This window comes from Fusibacter sp. 3D3, from assembly GCF_001748365.1.
Taxonomy (GTDB): Bacteria; Bacillota; Clostridia; order Peptostreptococcales; family Acidaminobacteraceae; genus Fusibacter_A.
This window is the reverse complement of sequence record NZ_BDHH01000002.1, coordinates 1-20,863: the sequence shown is the minus strand read 5'-3', so window position 1 is coordinate 20,863 and position 20,863 is coordinate 1. Positions and strand designations below refer to the sequence as shown.

The window sequence follows — 20,863 nt, the reverse complement described above, 5'->3', positions numbered from 1 at the left end:
CTTGAGGAGATGCCCCCCCACTTCTCAAAGTGGAGGATATTTTTCTGGTTCAGGCGTTTATTATTGTTGCAATAAACACTATAATAGTGCTAGGAGGCGAAATGTGATGAAAATGATTCATTCGGCAGATTGGCACCTCGGTAAACTGATCAACAATGTGTTTATGACAGAGGACCAAGCCTATATTCTAAAGCAGTTGAAACAGACCCTTATCCGCGAAGAAATTGAAGTTTTAATGATTGCTGGGGATGTATACGATAGGAGTATCCCACCAGTGGAAGCCGTTACTTTACTGAATAGCTTTCTTTCGGAAGTCATTGAAGAACTGAATATAAAAGTCATCATCAGCAGTGGCAACCATGATTCTAGTGAAAGACTCTCGTTTGGGGCTCAATTGTTGAGAAAAAAAGGCCTTTATATAGTAGGCAAGACAGAACTTGGTTATGAGACGATTGCTCTACAGGACGCTCAAGGGGCGCATATAGATTTTCATGTCATTCCTTTTATGACGGCGTTTGAAGCGAGAAAACGGTTTGATAATCCGGACCTAAAAACAAATGATGATGCAATGGCCTTTGTTATCGATCAAATAAGAACACAAGTGAAGCCTGAACATCTAAATGTGGTTATGGCACATGGCTTTGTCATTGGAACAGAGGCTCCAGAAGAAAGCGATTCTGAAAGACCGCTCAATATAGGTGGAACAGATGCCATCTCATTTAGTCATTTTTCAGATTTTGATTATGTAGCACTGGGGCATTTGCATAATCCTCAAAAGTCTGGACGGGAAACAATAAGGTACTCAGGATCGCTTTTAAAGTACTCTTTTTCAGAAAATCAGGCTGAAAAAGGGGTTGTTAAAATCGATTTTGAATTTGGAAGCGTGCCTCAAATCGAATTTGTACCCTTAAAACCCATTCGAGATATGCGGGTGATTAAGGGGCCATTAGGTCAACTTATTTCAGATGAAATAGTTTCAGAATTTAATCACGAAGACTATATTCATGCGATTCTCACAGACCGCGGGGAACTCATGGACCCTATGAATACGCTTAGAAGTGTCTATCCTAATATTTTATCCATGGAAAAACAAAGTGAAAGCAGCTCCCAAAGTTTAACGGAAACCCAAGATTTGCGTCGTGAAAAAAATCCTGTGAACTTGTTTGATCTGTTTCATACGGTCATTGAAGGTAATGCTCTTGAAGCGGTGGAAAAGACATTTGTCCAAGCCGTTGTTGAAAATGCAATGAAGGGGGACGTGTAACATGAGACCGATCACACTAATTATGGAAGCCTTTGGCCCTTTTTCAAAACAAGAGACCATTCACTTTGACACATTTAAAGATAAGGGCATTTTTTTGATCACTGGGCCAACGGGTGCGGGCAAAACCACCATATTCGACGCTATGATCTATGCTTTATACGGTGTATCTTCAGGAGATCAGAGAGATGGGGACAGTTTTAGAAGTGACCATGCAAGATCTGATCAAATGACTTCTGTAACATTGACCTTTATGCTCAAGGGAAAAATTTATACTGTGAGACGTATCCCTAAGCAAATGAGACCTAAATTAAGTGGGGACGGTTTAACGGTTCAGACCGCAGACGCAGAACTTGAAGGTGAAGGTATTGTATTATCGGGCATTAAAGAGGTTACCGAAAAAATTAATGATCTCTTTGGGCTCAATGCAGAACAGTTTAGACAGATTATGATGATTCCTCAAGGTGAGTTTAGACGCCTAATTTTAAGCGATAGTAAGGAAAAAACCGAGATTTTTAGAAAGTTATTTGGAACTGCCCTATTTGAACGCATACAGGATCAAATGAAACTCGAAGAAGATGTGCTTAAAAATCAACATTTCGAAATCAGTTCCCAGATTAAAGCGTTAGCGGGGCAGTTGAGCCTCACCGAAGAAAACGTGATTTTGAGAGATCAGTGTATAGAAAATCCAGTAGTACCACATTTTAAAAAACTGATTGAGGTGGTGAACGCTGTTTTTCATGCAGATGAAAAGCAGTGCGAAACGCTCAAATTACAAATCGAAAAAGATGTACAACTTCAAGATCAGACAAAGCTTGAGGTGGCGCATCAAAGACAGCTAAAGACTCAACTTGAAGAGCTCGAAAAAAACAAAGAAAGGCTCGCAAGACATCTTGAACGTGAACCCGAAGTTGAAGCGAACAAGATACGGGTAAAATCTGCCCAGAGAGCAGAATTGGTGCGTTCTGAAGCACAAAATAGAATAGAAAAACAAGAGGGATTTAACGCACGCAAACGTACCCATGAGAAGATTGTGGCGCAATTTTCAGGTCAAGATGATCTCTATAATTTGAGTAAAGAAGCTTATGAAGGTATTCCGCCCTTAAAAGAAACTCATGACAAAAATCAGGCTGAACTTATGAAACTCAAATTGATCCGTGAAGAGGTGCAATCTTTAAATGTATATCAAAAGCGCTTGACCATACTCCAAAATGAGATTGATTCTTTTGTGATGGAACACGAACAATCGGTTAAGAGCGTGGAACAAGTGAAACAGAAAAACATCGAAGTGTTGGGTAAGTTAGCTGTGTTACAAGAAAGTAAAGTTAAACTTGCTGCACTTTCAGGTCAAAAGACCTCCTTAAACCATGCCGTATCTACGTTTAATGATTGTATGACCAGAGAACGCCAATTAAAGGAAAAAGATAAAGCATTGGATAAACTGAATGCGTGTATAAGCGTTCAGTCAGACGCTGTTGCCTCTGAAAGAGAAGTATGGCAGCAATTGGAAACACAATTTATGAAAGGCTACTCAGGGCTATTGGCCAAATCTTTAATAGATCAAACGCCCTGCCCTGTCTGTGGTTCCAAGGATCATCCCAACCCAGCTTCTGAAGGGGAGGTTATTTCTAAGGCAGATCTTGATGCGTCAAGACTGGTTTTAGAAGGCCAAATGAATCAGTTTGAAAAAACAAAAGCTGAAGCGGAGTCCATGAAGTCACAGAGGGATGAAGATCAGCTAAATCTCAGTAAACTTTGGCAGCAGCTTTCTGTTCAGCTTTCAGAGTTGTTAGATGAGAACCTCGTTCTGGATCAGAAAAATGCATTTAAATCTAAATTAAGCAATTTTAAAACAGCACTTTCAGAAAAAGAAAATAGATATAAAAAGGATATGGAAGAAACATCGCTCTTGTTAAATCAGCAGGAGATTCAAGCGAAAAATCTTGAAGTGCATATGAATCGTCAAAAAGAATTGGAAAAGAAGCTCAGCACATGTTATCTGGAACGTGAAAGTTTAAAAACAAAGATAGAGCAGATTGTTCTAAAGGTTCCTAATCAATTTCTAGAATATCAAACTCTAGTGGCTGAAATCAAACGGCTTGAAGAAGACATAAAAGCACTTTCTGCAAAAATTCAAAATATATCAGATGCTTATGCGACAAATCGTGAGACACTTAACATGCTTTCAGAGCAAAAAAGGCTTGCAAGTGAAGAGTTAGACGCTGCTGAGAAAAAACTTGAAGATGCGGAACTTTTATTTAAAACAGCTTTATTTGAGCATGAATTTGATTCTCTGGAAACGTATCAAGAAGCCCAGATGAACCGGATACAAATGGAACCCCTTTTAGAGCAGGTAGAGGTCTTTTATAGTCAAAAGCTAGACCTTGAAAAGACGATAAAAGTTCAGAATGCATTATTAAAAGATAAGCCCAAACAAGATATAGACAAATTAGAAGAGGCACTTCAGTCCATTGAATTCACCATTACATCGCAAAGACAAGACCTAAATCAAATGCTTTCAGGTATTTCTCAGAATAGAAAGATGATATCTGAAATAGAGCATTTGCTGGTGACATTAGAAAACAGTGACTCAAAGTATGCCTATGTGAGTAAACTGGCGAGAATGGCAAGAGGACAGAACGCACAGAGACTTTCCTTTGAAAACTTTGTGCTCTCTCAATATTTTGAAGATGTTCTCAATGCAGCGAATTTGAGACTTCAAAAGATGACCACGGGCAGATTTGAACTCATAAGAAAAAGAGAGAAAAGTAAAGGCAATGTTCAGAGTGGTTTGGATATAGAGGTTATGGATCAATATACAGGCAAGCTTAGACATGTGAAAACGCTATCGGGTGGCGAAACTTTTAAAGCTTCTCTTTCTTTAGCGCTTGGTCTCTCTGACATCGTTCAAAGGTTTTCGGGAGGGATTAGCTTGGAAACGATGTTTATCGATGAAGGTTTTGGAACCCTCGATAGTGATTCTCTGGATAAAGCGATTGAATCACTCATGTCGTTGAGCAATCAAAGTCGCCTTGTGGGGATTATCTCCCATGTCCAAGAACTCAAAGAGAGAATCCCGACTCAACTTCGGGTGATTCAGCAGATTGAAGGGTCGCATACGCAGATTTTGGCTTAAACGGTCTAGTGATGGCAAGTAGACCATTCAATTTTCAATCTATAATGCACATAAACAGGAGGTCCTATCATGGACCTCCTGTTTTGATACGCTAACCACAGATGTAATTACAATATTTTGTTCAATATCTCCCATAGGTCATCTTGATATTTAGAGTAGGCAGCAGATTGGGGTTTATCGGTTTCAATAAAGCCATTATAACGCATATAAATTTCAGAAATTGATTTTTCATTGCTTTCGTTGAATTCTTTAAAATTTGCTGTTTTGGTATTTGGATCATATGAAAGCCAATTTGAAAAAGTTCCAGGACATCTACCTTTAATAGCTTCTTTGCAGTCATTGGCAGAATTCTGTAGTGCCATAGCTTTTAAAATGACATTTTTTAGGGTGGTTGCATCTAAGGGTTTATCAATCTGCTTGTTATTGAATAGCACTATTTCACAGGTTTTATCACCTTTTAGGCTACACCGATAAGAACGTTCACCAGCTGAGTTAATTTGAGAAACAATTTTTGTTGAAGCAAGGGGTAAACCTATTTTTTCTCCGAGATCACCGATGTCATAAACATGAATATCACCGATCCCTTTATTGGGGTCATCCGCACGCATGCCCACTTTTAAGTCAAATCGAACTAGACCTGGTTTCGAAAATGTTGTATTCAATTCTTTTTCAAGTGATTTAAATGCTACTAGATCACTGTCTTTAACAATAGAGATTTTAATGGGATTTGAAGTTGTGCTAATATCGTTTGAGTATGTAGGGGATATGGCATTACTCAGAGTGGATTTGTTGCGGGTCGTAGATATTTGATAGGTTTTCGTGGCAGATACTGAGTTATTGACATTACTAATCATTGTGGGACCTCCTTTTTTATGCTGTATTTAGGTTATCGGATTAGGTGTTTAAAATCTTTAGTGATAGACACAAATAAATCGAAATAATGTTAACAAATGGCAAATGGGTGACTGTTGAAAAATCTGTACATAAAGTTGAAAGCAAAGGCTATAAGCATTATATTGAATTTTCTAAAGCCCCTAGAAGTATAAACAAACGCAAGTACGTTGTTATAATAAACGGAGGACTCACTAAAATAGATGGGTTTGTTAAATATTTCAATTAGTGAAGTGATTTATCGTATTCTATGAATGCACATAAACAGGAGGCCCATAGGGCCTCCTGTTTATGTGTGAATCATCAGTTTTCGTCCAGCTTAGAGCGGGAATGTTTAATCTGCTCTGAGCGGTTAGACGAGAACGGGTAAGACAAAACGAAGTTTTGTCTTATAATCTCACAACCTGATTTTTCCCTTCGCTCTTCGCTTGATAAAGCGCTTTATCCGCTCTTTTGATAATGGTATCTTCAGTATCAAGGGTTGTCGCTTCTGATACGCCAATGCTCACTGTAATATTGAACTCAATTAACATGACGTCTGAGGATATGGTTTGTCTCAGCTTTTCCAGTAGGCTCTCGGCTTCTGCCGCTTTGGTATAGATGATCCCACTAAGTTCGTCACCACCCCACCTTGTGATCAAATGATCAGAGAGGGTGTTCTTGCTTATGGTCATGACATGCTTTAATATTTTATCACCTTGAATGTGTCCGTGGAGGTCATTCACTTGTTTAAAATGATCGAGATCCATCATAAAAACAGACCACGGTGCCTCATTTTTAGCGAGTAATTCTTTAAGGCGTTTATCAAACCCTTTTCGATTGGTCAGTATGCCTAAAGAATCCACAAGTGCCATTTCATTCAATTGTTTCTCATGCTTTTTAATAATTTGTGTAACGATGAAAATGACGGATGCAAGTACAAGGCTTATGATAAAGAAATCATAGTAAAGTTGTTTGTTAAAGGATTCTGTCAATATGGAAGTATCTTTACGCACCACGAGATACCAATCGAGTTCTTCAATATAATGGCTGATGATGTATTGACCAGAATGAGCAGATGCGCCATCGAATACATTGATGCTGTCTGTCTTGTTATATAGCCTTTGACCGAGATTTTTATAGAGTGCTTCATCGTTGATATTTCTATTTTCAATGAAAGGCGCATTTGTATGCGCCTGAACCAGTCCGTTTTCATCCACTAAGAAAGCTTCCAATTGATAGTTTTGTTCAAAGTCTAATAATAGATTTTGAACATAGCCCATCTCAACACCAACACCTGTAACACCTAATTGACGGCCTGAATCGTCTAATATTTTGCAATTGACAAAGATGGTCAGAAGTTGATGATCGACTTCATCTTGATCGACATCTAAAATATAGAGCTTATTTTGATTCGAAAAATCATGATACCAAACATCATGCTGATCTTCTGAGGAGAGGGTTTTGAATAAGCCGTTGTAGTGAAAATATTTTTTCGTACGGTCTGAAACGAGAAAGACAGAGTGATAATGGTATTTGTTACGAATGCCTTCAAGATAACTTACGATTTCTGAATCCGCACGTGTGGATTCTTGGACTAACCAGTTTTTCACAAAGGTATCATTGGCCATGGTCAGTCCCACAAATATAGGTTTGGTGAGTTCGTTATCAATCTCAGAGTAAATATTGGTAGAGCTCAGTTTAGAGATGTTCAAAATATCATCTCTTATAATACTGCTGTAAGTTGAAAAACTCAGAAAAAGAGTGGCTAAAATCCCGATCAATATGATCGTTGAGATTAAAATGCTGATTTGATTTTTTTGTTTCATAAAATAAGGCCTCACATAAGTTTCTTTTTTTACATTATATCATGATATGCGAATCTTGAAAGGATGACCTTCAAAATTAATTTGGAATAATATGTAATATTACAAACGCAATATATGCAGTTTAAACATGAAAAGTTACAATTTGTTCACAAAATCAGCATGTTTATAAAAAATTATATAGAATGAGTTTAAACATTTCATATGGAGGAGGAAACCCTTGGAAACTATGGCGAGAAGTATTGGATTCGGTCCGTTTTTAAAAGAGAGCTTAGGCACATATTACGATATTTTATCATCACAAAAATATGCTTGTGACTTTATTGCAAGGTATAACGAACGCAATTGTGCTTATGCACTCAAAAAAGAAATGGAGTACTATGCATTTGAAAATAATGAAGTCCTATTTTACGAAAAAGTAGATGAATTAACTTTAGAAAAAATAGAGGTTATAAAAGACCTATTTCAGAAAAAACATGTGGATTTTGTGGCGGAGAGCAAAGACCATATGGCCACATCTATGTATTATGTCATTGAGGTAGATTTGCCTCAACATAGTGAAATTATAAGCGCTATAAAGCGATTTAGATTTTATAAAAGTTTTAAATTTGGTCTTGAAGGCTGGGTAAATGGGAGCATCATATTGATTGATACCACAACTCAAAAAGGCGTTTCTAACCCGTTTGGTAAAAAAGAACTTAAGAGACTTCTAAAACTTCACGGGAAATTTATTGATAAGATTGTAAGTCAAACGACTTCAATATAAAAATTTTGGGGAGGTATGAACAAAATGAGTGCAATGTTAATGATTTTAGTTGCTATTGTTCTATTCTTTATTGCTTATGTCACATATGGTGCATCTCTTGCGAAAAAGTGGGGTATTGATGAAAGCATTAAAACACCTGCGCATCGTTTAGCGGACGGCGTCGATTATGTGCCAGCGAAAGCACCGGTATTATTAGGTCATCATTTTTCTTCTATCGCAGGCGCAGGGCCAATTGTAGGTCCGATTTCTGCAGCTATTTTTGGATGGGTTCCAGTATTCTTATGGATCATCATCGGTTCAATTTTCTTTGGTGGTGTACATGACATGGGTTCGCTTTTTGCATCTGTCAGAAACGATGGTAAATCCATAGGCGAAGTTATTCACACATCAATAGGAGATAAAGGCAAAAAATTATTTGCAGTGTTTGCATGGTTGACACTTTTACTCGTTGTTGCGGCATTTACAAACATCGTTGCAAATACTTTCGTTTCAGTACCAGCTGCGGCATCATCTTCAATGATGTTTATCTTGCTTGCAGTACTCTTCGGATACTTTGTTTACAGAAGAGGTGTGAGCCTGATGGTAGGTTCTATAATTGGTGTGGCTGCACTTTTTGTATGTATTTATCTAGGCACCTTGTTCCCAATTTCGCTCTCAAGAGAAATTTGGATGCTGATCCTTTTAGGTTACATCTTTGTGGCAAGTGTTACGCCGGTTTGGATTTTGTTACAACCTAGAGATTATTTAAATTCTTTCCTATTATATGCGATGTTGGCAGGTGGTTTGATCGGTATCGTTATCATGGGGCCATCTATGCAATTGGCACCAGTGACAAGCTTCACTGTTGGGAAAGCGACATTGTTCCCGATTCTATTTGTAACTGTAGCCTGTGGTGCTATTTCTGGTTTCCATTCACTCGTTGGATCTGGAACGACTTCTAAGCAAATTGATTCAGAAAAAGACATTCGCATCATCGGTTATGGCTCAATGCTTATCGAAGGTGTTTTAGCGGTTATTGCGATTATTACTGCAGGTTATATCGGTGCGGATAAGTTTGCGGACCTTCTTGCAAATGGAGGCCCCGTAAATGTTTTCGCAGATGGTTTGGGCACTTTTATGACTTCGTTTGGTCTTCCGTTTGAAACCGCTAAGAGTTTTACAGCACTTGCAATTTCAGCGTTTGCTTTAACTTCGCTTGATACGGCAACTAGACTTGCACGATTTATTTTTCAAGAGTTCTTCACAAATGGAGAAGAAGTATCTGAAAAAGGCATCACAAATAGATATGTTTCAACAGGGATCACAGTGGTCTTTGGAGGGTCTTTAGCATTCTATGGCTGGGCACAAATTTGGCCGTTATTTGGTTCGGCAAATCAACTCTTAGCAGCACTTGCATTACTTGCACTTGCAGTATGGTTAAAAGAGATGGGCAAGGAGTACAAACAAGTGCTTATACCGATGGTCTTTATGTTCGCAGTAACCCTTGCGGCGCTTGTTCAGTTAATTTTAACGAATTTAACAAATGTAATCCTTTTGTCTTTCTCCGTAGCATTATTTGTACTCGCATTAGTCCTTATTCAACAATCCATTAGTGCCTTTAAAGGAAAAACACCTCTTGCTGAAAAGCAAAAGTAAATGGAGAGCACTGTTTAATGAGCCAAACACACATTAACCCATATTTGGAAAAGCACTTCGCAGATTGTTTCTTAACAGAGCAAGGTGAGGTGCTTTTTCTTTTGAAAAAAATAAAAAATGGCGTCATATCGACTTTTTTTTGAGAAAAAGAAGACTAAAAATAGACGTTACACCTCTACAATGTGATTAATAGAATTGAACATGGAGGGGTATAAAGATGATTAAGAATTCGGATATTTCAAAAGCAATGCGCGTTAAATTGGAGGATGTTTTTAAAACATTACCAGAAAGGCCCAATTTCGTAGAGGGGATTCGTAGAGCACCTAAGCGTGAGTTTACTTTATCAAAAGAGGAAACTGCATTGGCGCTTAAAAATGCATTGCGTTATATTCCAGAAGAATGGCATGAAATTTTAGCAGAAGAATTTTTAGAAGAACTTTTAACTATGGGGCGTATTTACGGCTACCGCTTTAGACCACAAACTGAAATCAAGGGCAAATCGATTGATGATTACAAGGGCAATACAGTTGAAGGGCGTGCCATTCAAGTGATGATTGACAACAACTTAGATTTTGAGATTGCACTTTATCCATATGAACTTGTGACTTATGGCGAAACAGGACAAGTGTGTCAGAACTGGATGCAGTATCATCTCATTAAACGTTACTTAGAAGCTATGACGGATGAACAAACGCTCGTGGTTCAATCGGGTCATCCGCTTGGGCTCTTTAAATCACCTAAGAATGCGCCAAGAGTCATCATCACAAACGGGTTAATGATCGGCATGTTTGACGACATGGATAACTGGAATCGTGGCGCAGCACTTGGAGTCGCTTCTTATGGTCAAATGACTGCTGGTGGCTGGATGTATATCGGACCTCAAGGGATTGTTCACGGCACCTATTCTACCCTTTTAAATGCAGGGAGAGACAAGCTGGGCATCCCAGAAGATAAAGACTTAAAAGGCCGATTGTTTGTCACTTCGGGTCTTGGAGGCATGAGTGGGGCACAAGGTAAAGCCGTTGAAATCGCTGGTGGCGTGGGCATCATCGCCGAAGTGGATGAATCCAGAATCGTAACACGTCATACGCAAGGCTGGGTCAGTGAAATCACAAGAACCCCTAAAGAGGCTTTTGACAGTGCTAAAGCGCATCAATCTGCGGGCACAAAAGCAGCCATAGCATTCCTTGGAAACATCGTGGATTTATTAGAATATGCAGTTGAAAATGACGTTCACATCGATTTGCTATCAGATCAAACGTCTTGCCATAATGCTTACGATGGCGGGTATTGTCCTGTGGGCATCTCATTTGAAGAACGTACAGCGTTATTAAGCAAAGATAAAGCAAAATTTGTTAAACTCGTGGATGAGACACTTGTGAGACATTATCATGCGATTAAAGCACTTACGAGCAAAGGCGTTTATTTCTTTGATTATGGAAACAGCTTTATGAAGGCGATGTTCGATGCAGGTGTGACGGAGATTTGTAAAAATGGAGTCAATGAGTTAGATGGGTTTATCTGGCCATCGTATGTCGAAGATCTCATGGGCCCCATCTTATTCGATTATGGATACGGTCCTTTTAGATGGGTTTGCTTGACGGGTAAAGATGAAGATCTTAGAAAAACGGATCATGCGGCGATGTCATGTATAGATCCTAATAGAAGATTTCAAGATAGAGACAACTGGACTTGGATCAGAGATGCAGAGAAAAACAAGTTAGTGGTGGGTACAAAAGCGAGAATTTTATACCAAGATGCGCTTGGCAGACTTAAAATAGCCCTTAAATTTAATGAAATGATCAGAAATGGTGAAATCGGACCTGTGATGCTCGGTAGAGATCATCACGATACTGGCGGAACAGATTCACCTTTCAGAGAAACATCCAATATTAAAGACGGTTCGAACATCATGGCAGAAATGGCAACACATGTATTTGCAGGGAATGCAGCTCGCGGCATGAGTATGATTGCACTTCACAATGGTGGGGGTGTGGGCATCGGTAAATCCATCAACGGTGGCTTTGGCATGGTGCTTGATGGCAGTGAGCGCGTAGATGAGATTCTTTCAAATGCGATGCCATTTGATGTAATGGGGGGCGTTGCAAGACGTGCTTGGGCAAGAAATGAGCATGCGCTTGAAACGTCTATGGCGTACAATGATTCAAGACCGACAGATCATATTACACTGCCGTTCATTCCAAAAGAGGATTTAGTACAATCTTTAGTTGACAAACACTATGTAAAAGGTGGAAAATAGTATTAACCAGAATGGCTGCTAATCGAGGTTCGAGAAGCAGCCTTTTTATCTAAAGTAGACTTGAAATCTATAAACTCATATTGATAAAGTGAGAAGCCTATGATAAAACTTAATCTTTTAGGAAAACCGAATATTGAAATAGAGGGTAAAGCTGTTGATGTTTCACTAAAAAAGAGTGAAGCGATACTTTACTATATTGGCGTGCAAAAAAGAGTGACCCGCTCAGAATTGGTCGCTTTAATTTGGTCGGATACGGATGAGCAGACTGCCAAGAAAAATCTTCGAAATAGTCTATATCGCTTAAAAAAGGATTTAGATCTCGATATCTTTCATTGTCCCAATAAAAATATCATCGAACTTGAGGAAAACCGCATTCTAATATTAGATTACGATTTTGATGATCTGAAATTTCTTAAAGTCTATCAAGGCAAATTTTTAGATGGATTCATTTTAAAAGAATCCGAAAAGTTTGAACAGTGGGTTGTGGAAACAGAAGCCACCTTAAATCAAAAATTTATGACTTTGGGTTCTAGGTTCATAAAAGGGATTCTTGAAAAAAATGACCCAAGCATGCTTGAACAAGCACTTGAAACCGCACTTATTATGAGACAAATTGATGAGTTTGACGAACAAGTCACTCGATTTTTAATGCAGCTTTACCACTTGCAGCATCAATACAAACCTATTGTGGAAGAATATCAGCGCATCAAAACACTGCTTGATGAAGAAATGGGCATCCTGCCTGATAAAGATACACGTGAGCTCTATTATGAACTCATCAATCAGCGCGTAGATGAAGAAAGTGCTGAAACACTATATGGAAGAGAGCTTGAACAAGAGCTGATTTTAAAGCAATTAGATGCATTTGTGAAAGAAAAGGAACGTAAAGGGATTGTGATCATGGGGGAGGCTGGCGTTGGCAAGTCTAAACTCATGGAAGAGAGCTTTGAACGCTCTAATTTTCAGCCATTTTATATCTTAAAAGCCAATTGTTATCAGATGGAAGAAGAGTTTGGTTTTAAACCATGGAATGAGATATTCATTCAATTAGCGCCAATCATCAAGGCGCATTCCATTGAACTTTCACTGCCCATTCAGCAGATGTTGTCGCGTGTTTTTCCAAGCTTTATTGAGAAACAGGAACAGTTAAGAATGGAAAATTTGGAGACGATTAAATATGACTACCTTGAAAAGATCATCTGTAATCTCTTAGATGATATTGGCATTCGAAAAAAAATATTACTGGGTTTTGAAGATTTACAGTGGATGGATCAGACCAGTCTTAAATTGCTTATCAGTATTATGCTTCATTGCAAGTACGTGACTTTTATAGGCACTATGCGCAATGAATATTCCAATAAGATAGATCAGTTCATGGCGATTATGCATAAATACGGTTTGATTAGAGATTTAAATTTGGATCGTTTTACTAGGGAAGACACCTATAATTTTATCGATTACTTAACGAACGGTCAGCTGAACGAAGACTCAAAGAACAGAATTTATAAGGAAACAGAGGGCAACGCTTTCTTTGTGGTGGAGTATATCAACGGTATAGACGAAAAACTCAACCGTAGGATCAAGGACATACTAGCGGCTCGCTTTATAGGGATTTCTCAAGAGGCCATGAAAATTCTCAACATCACAGCCATGTTTTTTGATGAACTGGAATTTGATCTTTTACTAAAGCTCTATGCGAAGGAACCCTATGAGACGATAGATCATCTTCAGGAGCTTAAGGATAAGTTTATTTTAAAAGAGTATGAAGGGGAAGAGGATATACGCTATCGGTTTACACATCATAAATTGAGAACGTATATTTATGAGGCGATTCCGCTTCCCAAACGCAAAATCCTCCACAATAAAATAGCGGATACGCTTGAAGAAATGCTCGTTGGCAATAAGAAGGATGTCTTGATTTTTCAAAAGCTGATTTATCATTATCAAGCTGCAGGCAATTATCAAAAGCATCTTAAATATTTTCTGAGATATCTCAAGACTTATTTTGATTTTTCACATGAACTCTATCCAGAGATTAATAATCAAACGGCTTTGAAACTGGAGCATTCGCCTGACAAGACTTTTAGAGAAATTGCTTTTCTAATTGAACAGGAAAAGGAAAGAAATGATGAAATCGATGCACTTGAAATGGAGTATCTCCACATGTATGCGCGTTATTTAGTAAGGCAGGGACATTATGTCACGGGCATCAAAATGGTGGAAAAGTTGATACAACTCGCTAAGAATAATCAGGATGAGGATATGCTTTGGAAGGCTTATATTCAATGGGTTTACTATTGTATTCAAGTTGAGGATTCAGAGACTATGGCAAAAGTGTTAAGCTGGTTATCTGAAATGGAGCAGAATCCCAAGAAGACCTCAATTTTGGAAAGACTTGTAGGGATTAAATGCATGATGAAAGGCGATTATGAAAGTGCAAGGCTTCATTTTGAAAGGTCTATTGAGGGGTTTGAGGCCTTAATGAATACGGCTAAGTATGCACTCAATATTGCAGCGGCACATAATTATATTTCAGAGACTTATAGACGTGAATCTAACTTTGAAAAAGCACTTGAGTATGTTAAAGCCGCCATTGTGATTTGCGAAAGTTACAATATTTTTAGAGGACTTTCTATTTTTAATACCAATGCAGGGATGATCGCTTATAACATGGGTGAGAAAATGCTTTCCAAGCAATATTTTGAAGATGCAATAGAACACTTTGATGCAATCGATACGATTTGGCGAAGAAGTGAGGCGGAGTGCTATTTAGCGATGCTTTATTGGGAAGAAGGCGAAAGTGAAAGATCTATGCATTTTATTGAAGCGGCGGAACAACATTCTAAGATGATCAATACCCCTGAGACGATTCGATTGGTGAACCAGTTTAAAAAGAAAATAAGAAGTGCTCTTTAGGAAATAGACGGTAGAAATATTAAAAAGACGTAAAATGGACTTAGTGCCCTTATGATGAGTTTAAATAAACAAATCAAGGGGCATTTTTTAATGAAAGTAGATTATGAGGTATATGGTGCCGTGATTCACACGGGAACCCGAAAAACAAAAAAGACAAATGGAGAAACACTAGCCGCAGGGATTCTTGGAGGTGCTTATATTGCACTTGGAAGTATTGGCTATCTTATGGCAGTTGCGAACATTCAACCAGCAGGTGTGGGAAAGCTTGTTGGATCGTTTTTGTTTCCTGTTGGCCTTTTATTAATCCTAATCACCGGTGCTGAGCTTTTCACAGGTAATAACTTGATGAGTCTCTCGGCAATGCATGGTGAATCCAAATGGTCTGATGTTTTTTCAAATTGGGTAAAAATTTATTGTTTTAATGCCATCGGATCAATTTTGATTGCTTTTTTAGTGCACGTGGGCGGTTATGATCAAGGTGAATTTTTGCTGGTTATTGAAAAGGTCATTCATGCAAAAGTGGCATTGAGTTTTGGGACTGCACTTGCTCGAGGCATTCTATGTAACATACTGGTTGCAATTTCGGTATGGATTTCTTATTCAAGTGATTCCGCTGGTGGTAAGGCGGTGCTCATCTGGCTCCCCATTACACTTTTTGTCTTCTCTGGTTATGAACATTGTGTGGCAAACATGCTTTATTTTAGCCTAGGGTGGTTTGCGGGGGTTCATTTTAGTCTGGCTGAATTTTTAGGCAATATGGTGCCAGTTGCGATTGGCAATATCATTGGAGGTGGGGTGATTCTTCCAGTACTTTACTATGGCATGTTTAAAAACAAAAAATAGTATTGAAATGTGTGGAGTTACCTTATATGATGGAATATGAATAGTGGTTGGGCTGGTGTGCGCCCCTAATGATGAAAGGAGAACAAAGATGAAAACAGATGTTCAAATTGCTCAAGAAGCTCAGATGCTTCACATTAAAGAGGTTGCAAGTAGAGTAGGTATCGGTGAAAATGACTTAGAGCTTTACGGGAACTATAAAGCAAAAGTGAGTTTAGATATTTTAAAAGAGAGAGCAGATCAGCCAAGCGGCAAGCTCATCTTGGTAACGGCGATTAACCCAACTGCTGCCGGTGAAGGTAAAACCACTGTAAACGTCGGTTTGAGCATGGGTCTTAATAAAATCGGTAAGAGAACATTCACCGCTTTAAGAGAGCCTTCTTTAGGACCTTGTTTTGGCGTAAAAGGTGGAGCTGCTGGTGGTGGATATGCTCAGGTTGTGCCTATGGAAGACATCAATCTTCACTTCACTGGCGATATTCATGCGGTTACCACGGCGAACAATCTCTTATCAGCACTTATAGACAATCATTTGCATCAAGGAAATCCACTGGGAATTGATCCTAATAGAATCGCTTGGAGGCGTGTGTTGGACATGAACGACCGTGCGCTTAGAAATATCGTTGTGGGTTTAGGGGGGAAAACGAATGGCGTCACAAGAGAGGATGGTTTTGATATTTCTGTTGCATCAGAGGTGATGGCGATTTTATGTCTTGCGAATAGCCTTGATGACTTAAAAGAAAGACTCTCTAAAATGATCATTGGTTACACTTATGCGAACAAGCCTGTGACGGCGAAAGATTTAGAGGCTGTGGGGGCAATGGCATTGCTTTTAAAAGATGCGATTAAACCAAACCTTGTTCAAACACTTGAGAACACACCTGCATTTATACATGGTGGGCCATTTGCAAATATTGCCCATGGTTGCAATTCTGTTGTGGCAACAAAAACAGCACTTAAACTTGCAGATTATGTAGTCACTGAGGCGGGATTTGGCGCTGACCTAGGGGCTGAAAAATTCTTTGATATCAAATGTCGTTACGCGAATCTTGAGCCAAGTGTAGCTGTTATTGTTGCCACTGTAAAAGCACTTAAGAAACATGGTGGTGTTGGTAAAAACGATTTAGCAGTAGAAAATGTAAAAGCACTCGAAGAGGGTTTTGAAAATCTTCAAAGACATATAGAGAATGTAAAAAAATTCGGTGTACCCTGTGTGGTTGCTATCAACGAATTCCCAACGGATACAGAAGCAGAAATCAACTTGCTAGAAGCAAAATGTGCGGCTCTTGGTGTTCCTGTAGTGCTGACACAGGTATTTGCTAAAGGCGGGGAGGGTGCCATCAAGCTGGCTGAAAAAGTCGTTGAAATTGCAGAGTCTGGAGTGGCAAACTTTAAACCTTTATACGAGCTTGAGTTGCCAATCATTGAAAAAATTAAAATTATAGCGAAAGAAATTTACAGAGCAGATGGCGTGGACTTTACCTCTGCAGTGCTTAAAAAAATCAAGAAATTTGAAGAAGATGGTCTTGGCGATTTACCAATTTGTATGGCAAAAACACAGTATTCATTTTCGGATGATCCAGATTTATTGGGTGCACCAAAGGATTTTAAAATTACGATCAATGATATTAAAGTATCTGCAGGTGCAGGGTTTATCATTCCGATGGCAGGCGATATTATGAGAATGCCAGGCCTTCCTAAAGTGCCAGCAGCTAATAAGATTGATATTTTATCTGATGGCGAGATCGTCGGGTTGTTCTAGTCTATAGAAGGTCTTGACGCAGCTGATCTTTTGGACTTTAGGCTTTAAACTTGAGTTATAAGAGTGAGTTGTAAAGAATAAACGTTATGATAATGAGGCTCTATATTAACAGAACCAACAGAGGTTAAGTCTTTATTGGTGGCTGTTGATTTAGAGTCTTTTTTATATAATCCTTGGGGGAGATTATCCTCCACTTCTTAAAGATTGCAAATGAAATGTAAAAAACTGTTAAGTATTTGTTGCTTTTTTGTAATAACCTGTGATATACTTTAAAAAAAGCGCGTTTGTTGTTAAGAGATAATAGTAGTTACACAACAATACGACTAAATTTTAAAGGAGAATTGTATGCATCATGAAGATTACACAAGAATTTGGATCATGGAAAATGTTTGCTATAAACCAGAACCTAGAATAGAAGACGAGGGTACAGGTGAGATCATTCGCATAAAACCGGGCATACATACCCAAGTTCATAGAAAATAGTGCCTTATAGAGATGCCTTCGGGACGTCTCTATTTTGCGTTCTATGGGCAATATAAAAAGAAGAAGCGAGGCTATTTCTTAACGAGTTTTTGTGAATTGTCGACGATGAAATGAGATTTACTGCAATTTTAAATGTAAAAAAATGCTAAAAATAGCTTGATGTCCTGTGAGAAAACATGATATACTTAAAATAACATATCTTCTATTATGCGGCAGTTTGAATTTAACCCAAAATGATTAAATAGAATAAGATGTGTATATGGAGAACTGAAATGTATTGTGAGGATACAAAATCATGGTTTAGAGTGTCAAAAGTCAAAAGTTGAGCACGATGAGAAATAGAGCTATAGAGTGACGTAAGTGTCATCGCTATTTTGTCGCACTCGCCCATTGATACCCACCTACTACATTATAAAGTGATAAAGACCACCCAAAAAACAGATCAAAGAGGAGAATGCCTTATGAAACTCACTAAAATCTTAACCACAACCCTATTAACCCTAACCATCCTAACACAAATTATAATCGTAGCACAACCCTCGTTTGCATCATCCACCCCCACCGACATCCAAGGTCACTGGTCAGAACCCTTCGTCACTTCACTTGTCAGCCAAGGCGTAATCTCAGGATATCCTGATGGCACATTCAAGCCTGATAAAACCATTAGCAATGTTGAATTTTTATCTCTAACCCTTAAAGCCATGAATGAGACTGTTCAAGGTGCAAGCTCTAGTGAATCATGGGATATGCCGATTATGAAAAGGGCGTACGAACTTGGACTTGTTAAAACAGGTGAGCCCATGGCCGATGCTACAAATGAAATCACAAGAGAACAATCCGCAACAGTACTTTATAGAGCATTACAGATCAAAGAGGGGATTCAGTATGACCAGTGTTACACGTCAATTCTCGACCAAGTGATCTTTGACCATGACCAAATCGAAAGCGCATACAGAGATAGTGTTTACAGTATGCTTCAAAAAGGCGTGTTTACTGGTAATTCGAATCACTTTGATGCTAAAGGTCTTATGACGCGTGGGGCTTCGTGTGTGGTGATTGAGAGGGTTATAGATGTTGAAAAAAGGGCGAATCCTTCTAAAGTAGAAAATGGTGCAAGAGTAACAGTTTATCCTTTATGGCCAAAAGAAAGTCTTTCAACTCTAAATGTACCCTTTGAAAATGGCAAACCCGTTATGAATAAAGAACAAGTGCTTTCTGAACTCAGACAATATGAAAACAATAAGTTTGGGGGTTCATTAGATGATTTTTATTACTACGATGATTTTATCAATATCAAGTGGTATGGTTTAGGTTATGACACTTATGAAGCAAAGAAAGAAGCTGTTGACTCTTACTATGAAACGGCAACAGGCATTATGAAGGTGCTTTATAATTATTCATATCTTGATGACCTTGTGCAGCATGAAAAAAATCTTAGATGGTATTTAACTAATTCATTTGGAGCAGATGAACTTGTTAAATCACACATGTCTAAAATGATGAGTGATACTCTTGTTATAGAAAGTTGTTTTGTCACTGATAAATCTTTGCTTTACAGCGCTTCTAGCCATGAGATAAGAGTAAGAGGTCGACTATATTTTATATTCAAATCACCAAGTAAAACAGCTATAATGGCAGACGTTGAGAATCTTAATATTGATCAATGGTATTATATTGACCAAGAAGTATTAGTGGGTGTCCTTGCGGGTAATGGCCAATTTGAATGGGAACATAAAGAAGAAACTTACTATAAAAAAATTTATTTAAGCGATTGCATCCCTTTGAGTCCGTTAAATTAAAGGAGTTGAATTAGATGAAAAAACAGATAAGCTTGATTTTAATATTTTTCATTTTACTACAGCTTCTATCAGGAATAAATTTTTTAGATGATAAAAGTGTTAAAGTGGCAGATTATTTTAGAAATTTGAACGTATTCGACTTCTCAACAGACGTTCCTAAAGTAACAAATGGAACAGCATATAGAACCATCGGTTTTAAAGCGACCCTAGTACAAAACGGTCATCCTTATGATGCCTATATTAAAATGGAGCAGTATAAAGAAAGAGATCATACAGGACTTGACGGTACCCCTTGGGTGGAAACAAAGTTTCATGTCCCAGTATCCGACGATAACGGTATTAAAAGTGAAAACATAACAAGTGTTTATGACACCTTTAAATCAAAATTTCAAAACGATCCAACAGCAGTTAAAGAAATCAGTGAATTTTTTGCATCGGATAACAGTGTTATTAAATTAGATGCTGTATTAACTAAAGTAACTGGAAACAATGTTCTTGGTGGTTCAATGACCGTAACAAATGGAAACGCTTCTTTTGACGGTATTGTTTATAAAACTTATGATGAATTTATAGGCTCAGGGATTGGATGGTCAAAAACGACAAAAGAACAAGTTCTAAAAGAATATTATAACATTCAGTTGCCATTTGATGCACAACCCATGATTCCAGTCCCTAAAATTATGGGTACTGTGAATGGCGAAAGAGCCGAAAGAGCAAATCATGTTTTTAAAGAAGGTCAAACGATTGTACTCGATGGTAATGACTCCACGTTTCAGTCTAAGACAAAACCACTTTCTTATATTTGGGAATACAAAAAAACAAGCGATTTAAATTATTCACCACTGGCAACTAAAAGTGAGGGCGGAACCCCCTTTAGCAGTTCTCTTGAAGTGGGAACATATGATGTTAGGCTCAAAGTATCTGCAAGATATGAACGTGCTTGGGACACCACTAGTGTTGATGCAACCTCAACCGTTATTGCAAAGACAAAAGTGACAATCGAGAAAAACCTCAATCCCCTAGCAACCGCAATCATAACTTCACCACCCGAAATCATGCTCGAGGACACACAAAATTCAATCAGCATCCCAGTTACTTTAAACACAAAAGTACTGAATGTAGAGCAGACAGATATTTTATCCGTGGAGCTTCAACTCTCCACCTATGAAAAGGATCAAAAAAAGTCGCAATTTTTTTATCCAAGCCTTAGCCAGAGCATGGCATATAGCTTTACGATTCCTTACTACGGCATCCCTAAAACTCAAATATTCGAAGGTAGGGCAATCGTCACCCTAAAGGGGGGTGGGAT

13 protein-coding genes are annotated in these 20,863 nt (G+C 38.3%); 11 read left to right on the top strand and 2 right to left on the bottom strand.

The window, feature by feature from the left end:
* Window positions 1-106: 106 nt before the first annotated feature.
* Together F3D3_RS01995 and F3D3_RS01990 are read left to right on the top strand one after the other, a co-directional pair.
* A complete protein-coding gene (locus F3D3_RS01995) occupies window positions 107-1,264 on the top strand; it encodes an exonuclease SbcCD subunit D (RefSeq protein ID WP_069870741.1) in 1,158 nt (385 codons plus the stop codon).
* A gap of 1 nt (window position 1,265) precedes the next feature.
* Window positions 1,266-4,397: an AAA family ATPase gene (locus tag F3D3_RS01990; protein ID WP_069870740.1), complete on the top strand. Its 3,132-nt coding sequence runs from the start codon at window positions 1,266-1,268 to the stop codon at window positions 4,395-4,397.
* Between the two features lie 107 nt (window positions 4,398-4,504).
* Here F3D3_RS01990 and F3D3_RS01985 read toward each other — a convergent pair whose 3' ends face one another.
* Both F3D3_RS01985 and F3D3_RS01980 read right to left on the bottom strand, forming a co-directional pair.
* Window positions 4,505-5,251 carry a hypothetical protein gene (locus F3D3_RS01985; protein WP_069870738.1) on the bottom strand — a complete coding sequence of 249 codons (747 nt, stop codon included), beginning with the start codon at window positions 5,249-5,251 and terminating at the stop codon, window positions 4,505-4,507.
* A 426-nt stretch (window positions 5,252-5,677) separates the two neighbouring features.
* Window positions 5,678-7,096, bottom strand: a complete 1,419-nt coding sequence (locus F3D3_RS01980) for a sensor domain-containing diguanylate cyclase (protein ID WP_069870736.1) — start codon at window positions 7,094-7,096, stop codon at window positions 5,678-5,680.
* Window positions 7,097-7,313: 217 nt separating this feature from the next.
* Here F3D3_RS01980 and F3D3_RS01975 point away from each other — a divergent pair, with 217 nt between their 5' ends.
* From F3D3_RS01975 to F3D3_RS01940, 9 genes are all read left to right on the top strand, one after another.
* Window positions 7,314-7,859 (top strand): hypothetical protein, encoded by a 546-nt coding sequence (locus F3D3_RS01975; protein ID WP_069870734.1) that lies wholly within the window; start codon window positions 7,314-7,316, stop codon window positions 7,857-7,859.
* A gap of 24 nt (window positions 7,860-7,883) precedes the next feature.
* Window positions 7,884-9,494 carry a carbon starvation protein A gene (locus tag F3D3_RS01970; protein ID WP_069870732.1) on the top strand — a complete coding sequence of 537 codons (1,611 nt, stop codon included), beginning with the start codon at window positions 7,884-7,886 and terminating at the stop codon, window positions 9,492-9,494.
* Between the two features lie 217 nt (window positions 9,495-9,711).
* On the top strand, window positions 9,712-11,754 hold the full coding sequence (locus F3D3_RS01965) for a urocanate hydratase (protein WP_069870730.1): 2,043 nt from the start codon (window positions 9,712-9,714) through the stop codon (window positions 11,752-11,754).
* A gap of 99 nt (window positions 11,755-11,853) precedes the next feature.
* Window positions 11,854-14,670, top strand: a complete 2,817-nt coding sequence (locus tag F3D3_RS01960; protein ID WP_069870729.1) for an AAA family ATPase — start codon at window positions 11,854-11,856, stop codon at window positions 14,668-14,670.
* Between the two features lie 90 nt (window positions 14,671-14,760).
* Window positions 14,761-15,513 carry a formate/nitrite transporter family protein gene (locus F3D3_RS01955; protein ID WP_069870727.1) on the top strand — a complete coding sequence of 251 codons (753 nt, stop codon included), beginning with the start codon at window positions 14,761-14,763 and terminating at the stop codon, window positions 15,511-15,513.
* Window positions 15,514-15,601: 88 nt separating this feature from the next.
* On the top strand, window positions 15,602-17,272 hold the full coding sequence (locus tag F3D3_RS01950; RefSeq protein ID WP_069870725.1) for a formate--tetrahydrofolate ligase: 1,671 nt from the start codon (window positions 15,602-15,604) through the stop codon (window positions 17,270-17,272).
* A 345-nt stretch (window positions 17,273-17,617) separates the two neighbouring features.
* Complete coding sequence (locus tag F3D3_RS23970) at window positions 17,618-17,755, top strand: hypothetical protein (RefSeq protein ID WP_175438259.1); 138 nt, start codon at window positions 17,618-17,620, stop codon at window positions 17,753-17,755.
* Between the two features lie 461 nt (window positions 17,756-18,216).
* Window positions 18,217-19,554, top strand: coding sequence for an S-layer homology domain-containing protein (locus tag F3D3_RS01945; protein ID WP_069870723.1), 1,338 nt, complete (start codon window positions 18,217-18,219; stop codon window positions 19,552-19,554).
* 14 nt (window positions 19,555-19,568) lie between these two features.
* A partial coding sequence (locus F3D3_RS01940; protein WP_139131992.1) for a hypothetical protein occupies window positions 19,569-20,863 on the top strand: 1,295 nt, incomplete at its 3' end.

Bases quoted from the DNA above. Each gene is read 5' to 3' on its own strand.
- F3D3_RS01985 (WP_069870738.1), bottom strand. From the start codon at position 5,251: ATGATTAGTAATGTCAATAACTCAGTATCTGCCACGAAAACCTATCAA.
- F3D3_RS23970 (WP_175438259.1), top strand. From the start codon at position 17,618: ATGCATCATGAAGATTACACAAGAATTTGGATCATGGAAAATGTTTGC.
- F3D3_RS01950 (WP_069870725.1), top strand. From the start codon at position 15,602: ATGAAAACAGATGTTCAAATTGCTCAAGAAGCTCAGATGCTTCACATT.
- F3D3_RS01995 (WP_069870741.1), top strand. From the start codon at position 107: ATGAAAATGATTCATTCGGCAGATTGGCACCTCGGTAAACTGATCAAC.
- F3D3_RS01970 (WP_069870732.1), top strand. From the start codon at position 7,884: ATGAGTGCAATGTTAATGATTTTAGTTGCTATTGTTCTATTCTTTATT.
- F3D3_RS01990 (WP_069870740.1), top strand. From the start codon at position 1,266: ATGAGACCGATCACACTAATTATGGAAGCCTTTGGCCCTTTTTCAAAA.
- F3D3_RS01980 (WP_069870736.1), bottom strand. From the start codon at position 7,096: ATGAAACAAAAAAATCAAATCAGCATTTTAATCTCAACGATCATATTG.
- F3D3_RS01960 (WP_069870729.1), top strand. From the start codon at position 11,854: ATGATAAAACTTAATCTTTTAGGAAAACCGAATATTGAAATAGAGGGT.
- F3D3_RS01955 (WP_069870727.1), top strand. From the start codon at position 14,761: ATGAAAGTAGATTATGAGGTATATGGTGCCGTGATTCACACGGGAACC.
- F3D3_RS01945 (WP_069870723.1), top strand. From the start codon at position 18,217: ATGAAACTCACTAAAATCTTAACCACAACCCTATTAACCCTAACCATC.
- F3D3_RS01965 (WP_069870730.1), top strand. From the start codon at position 9,712: ATGATTAAGAATTCGGATATTTCAAAAGCAATGCGCGTTAAATTGGAG.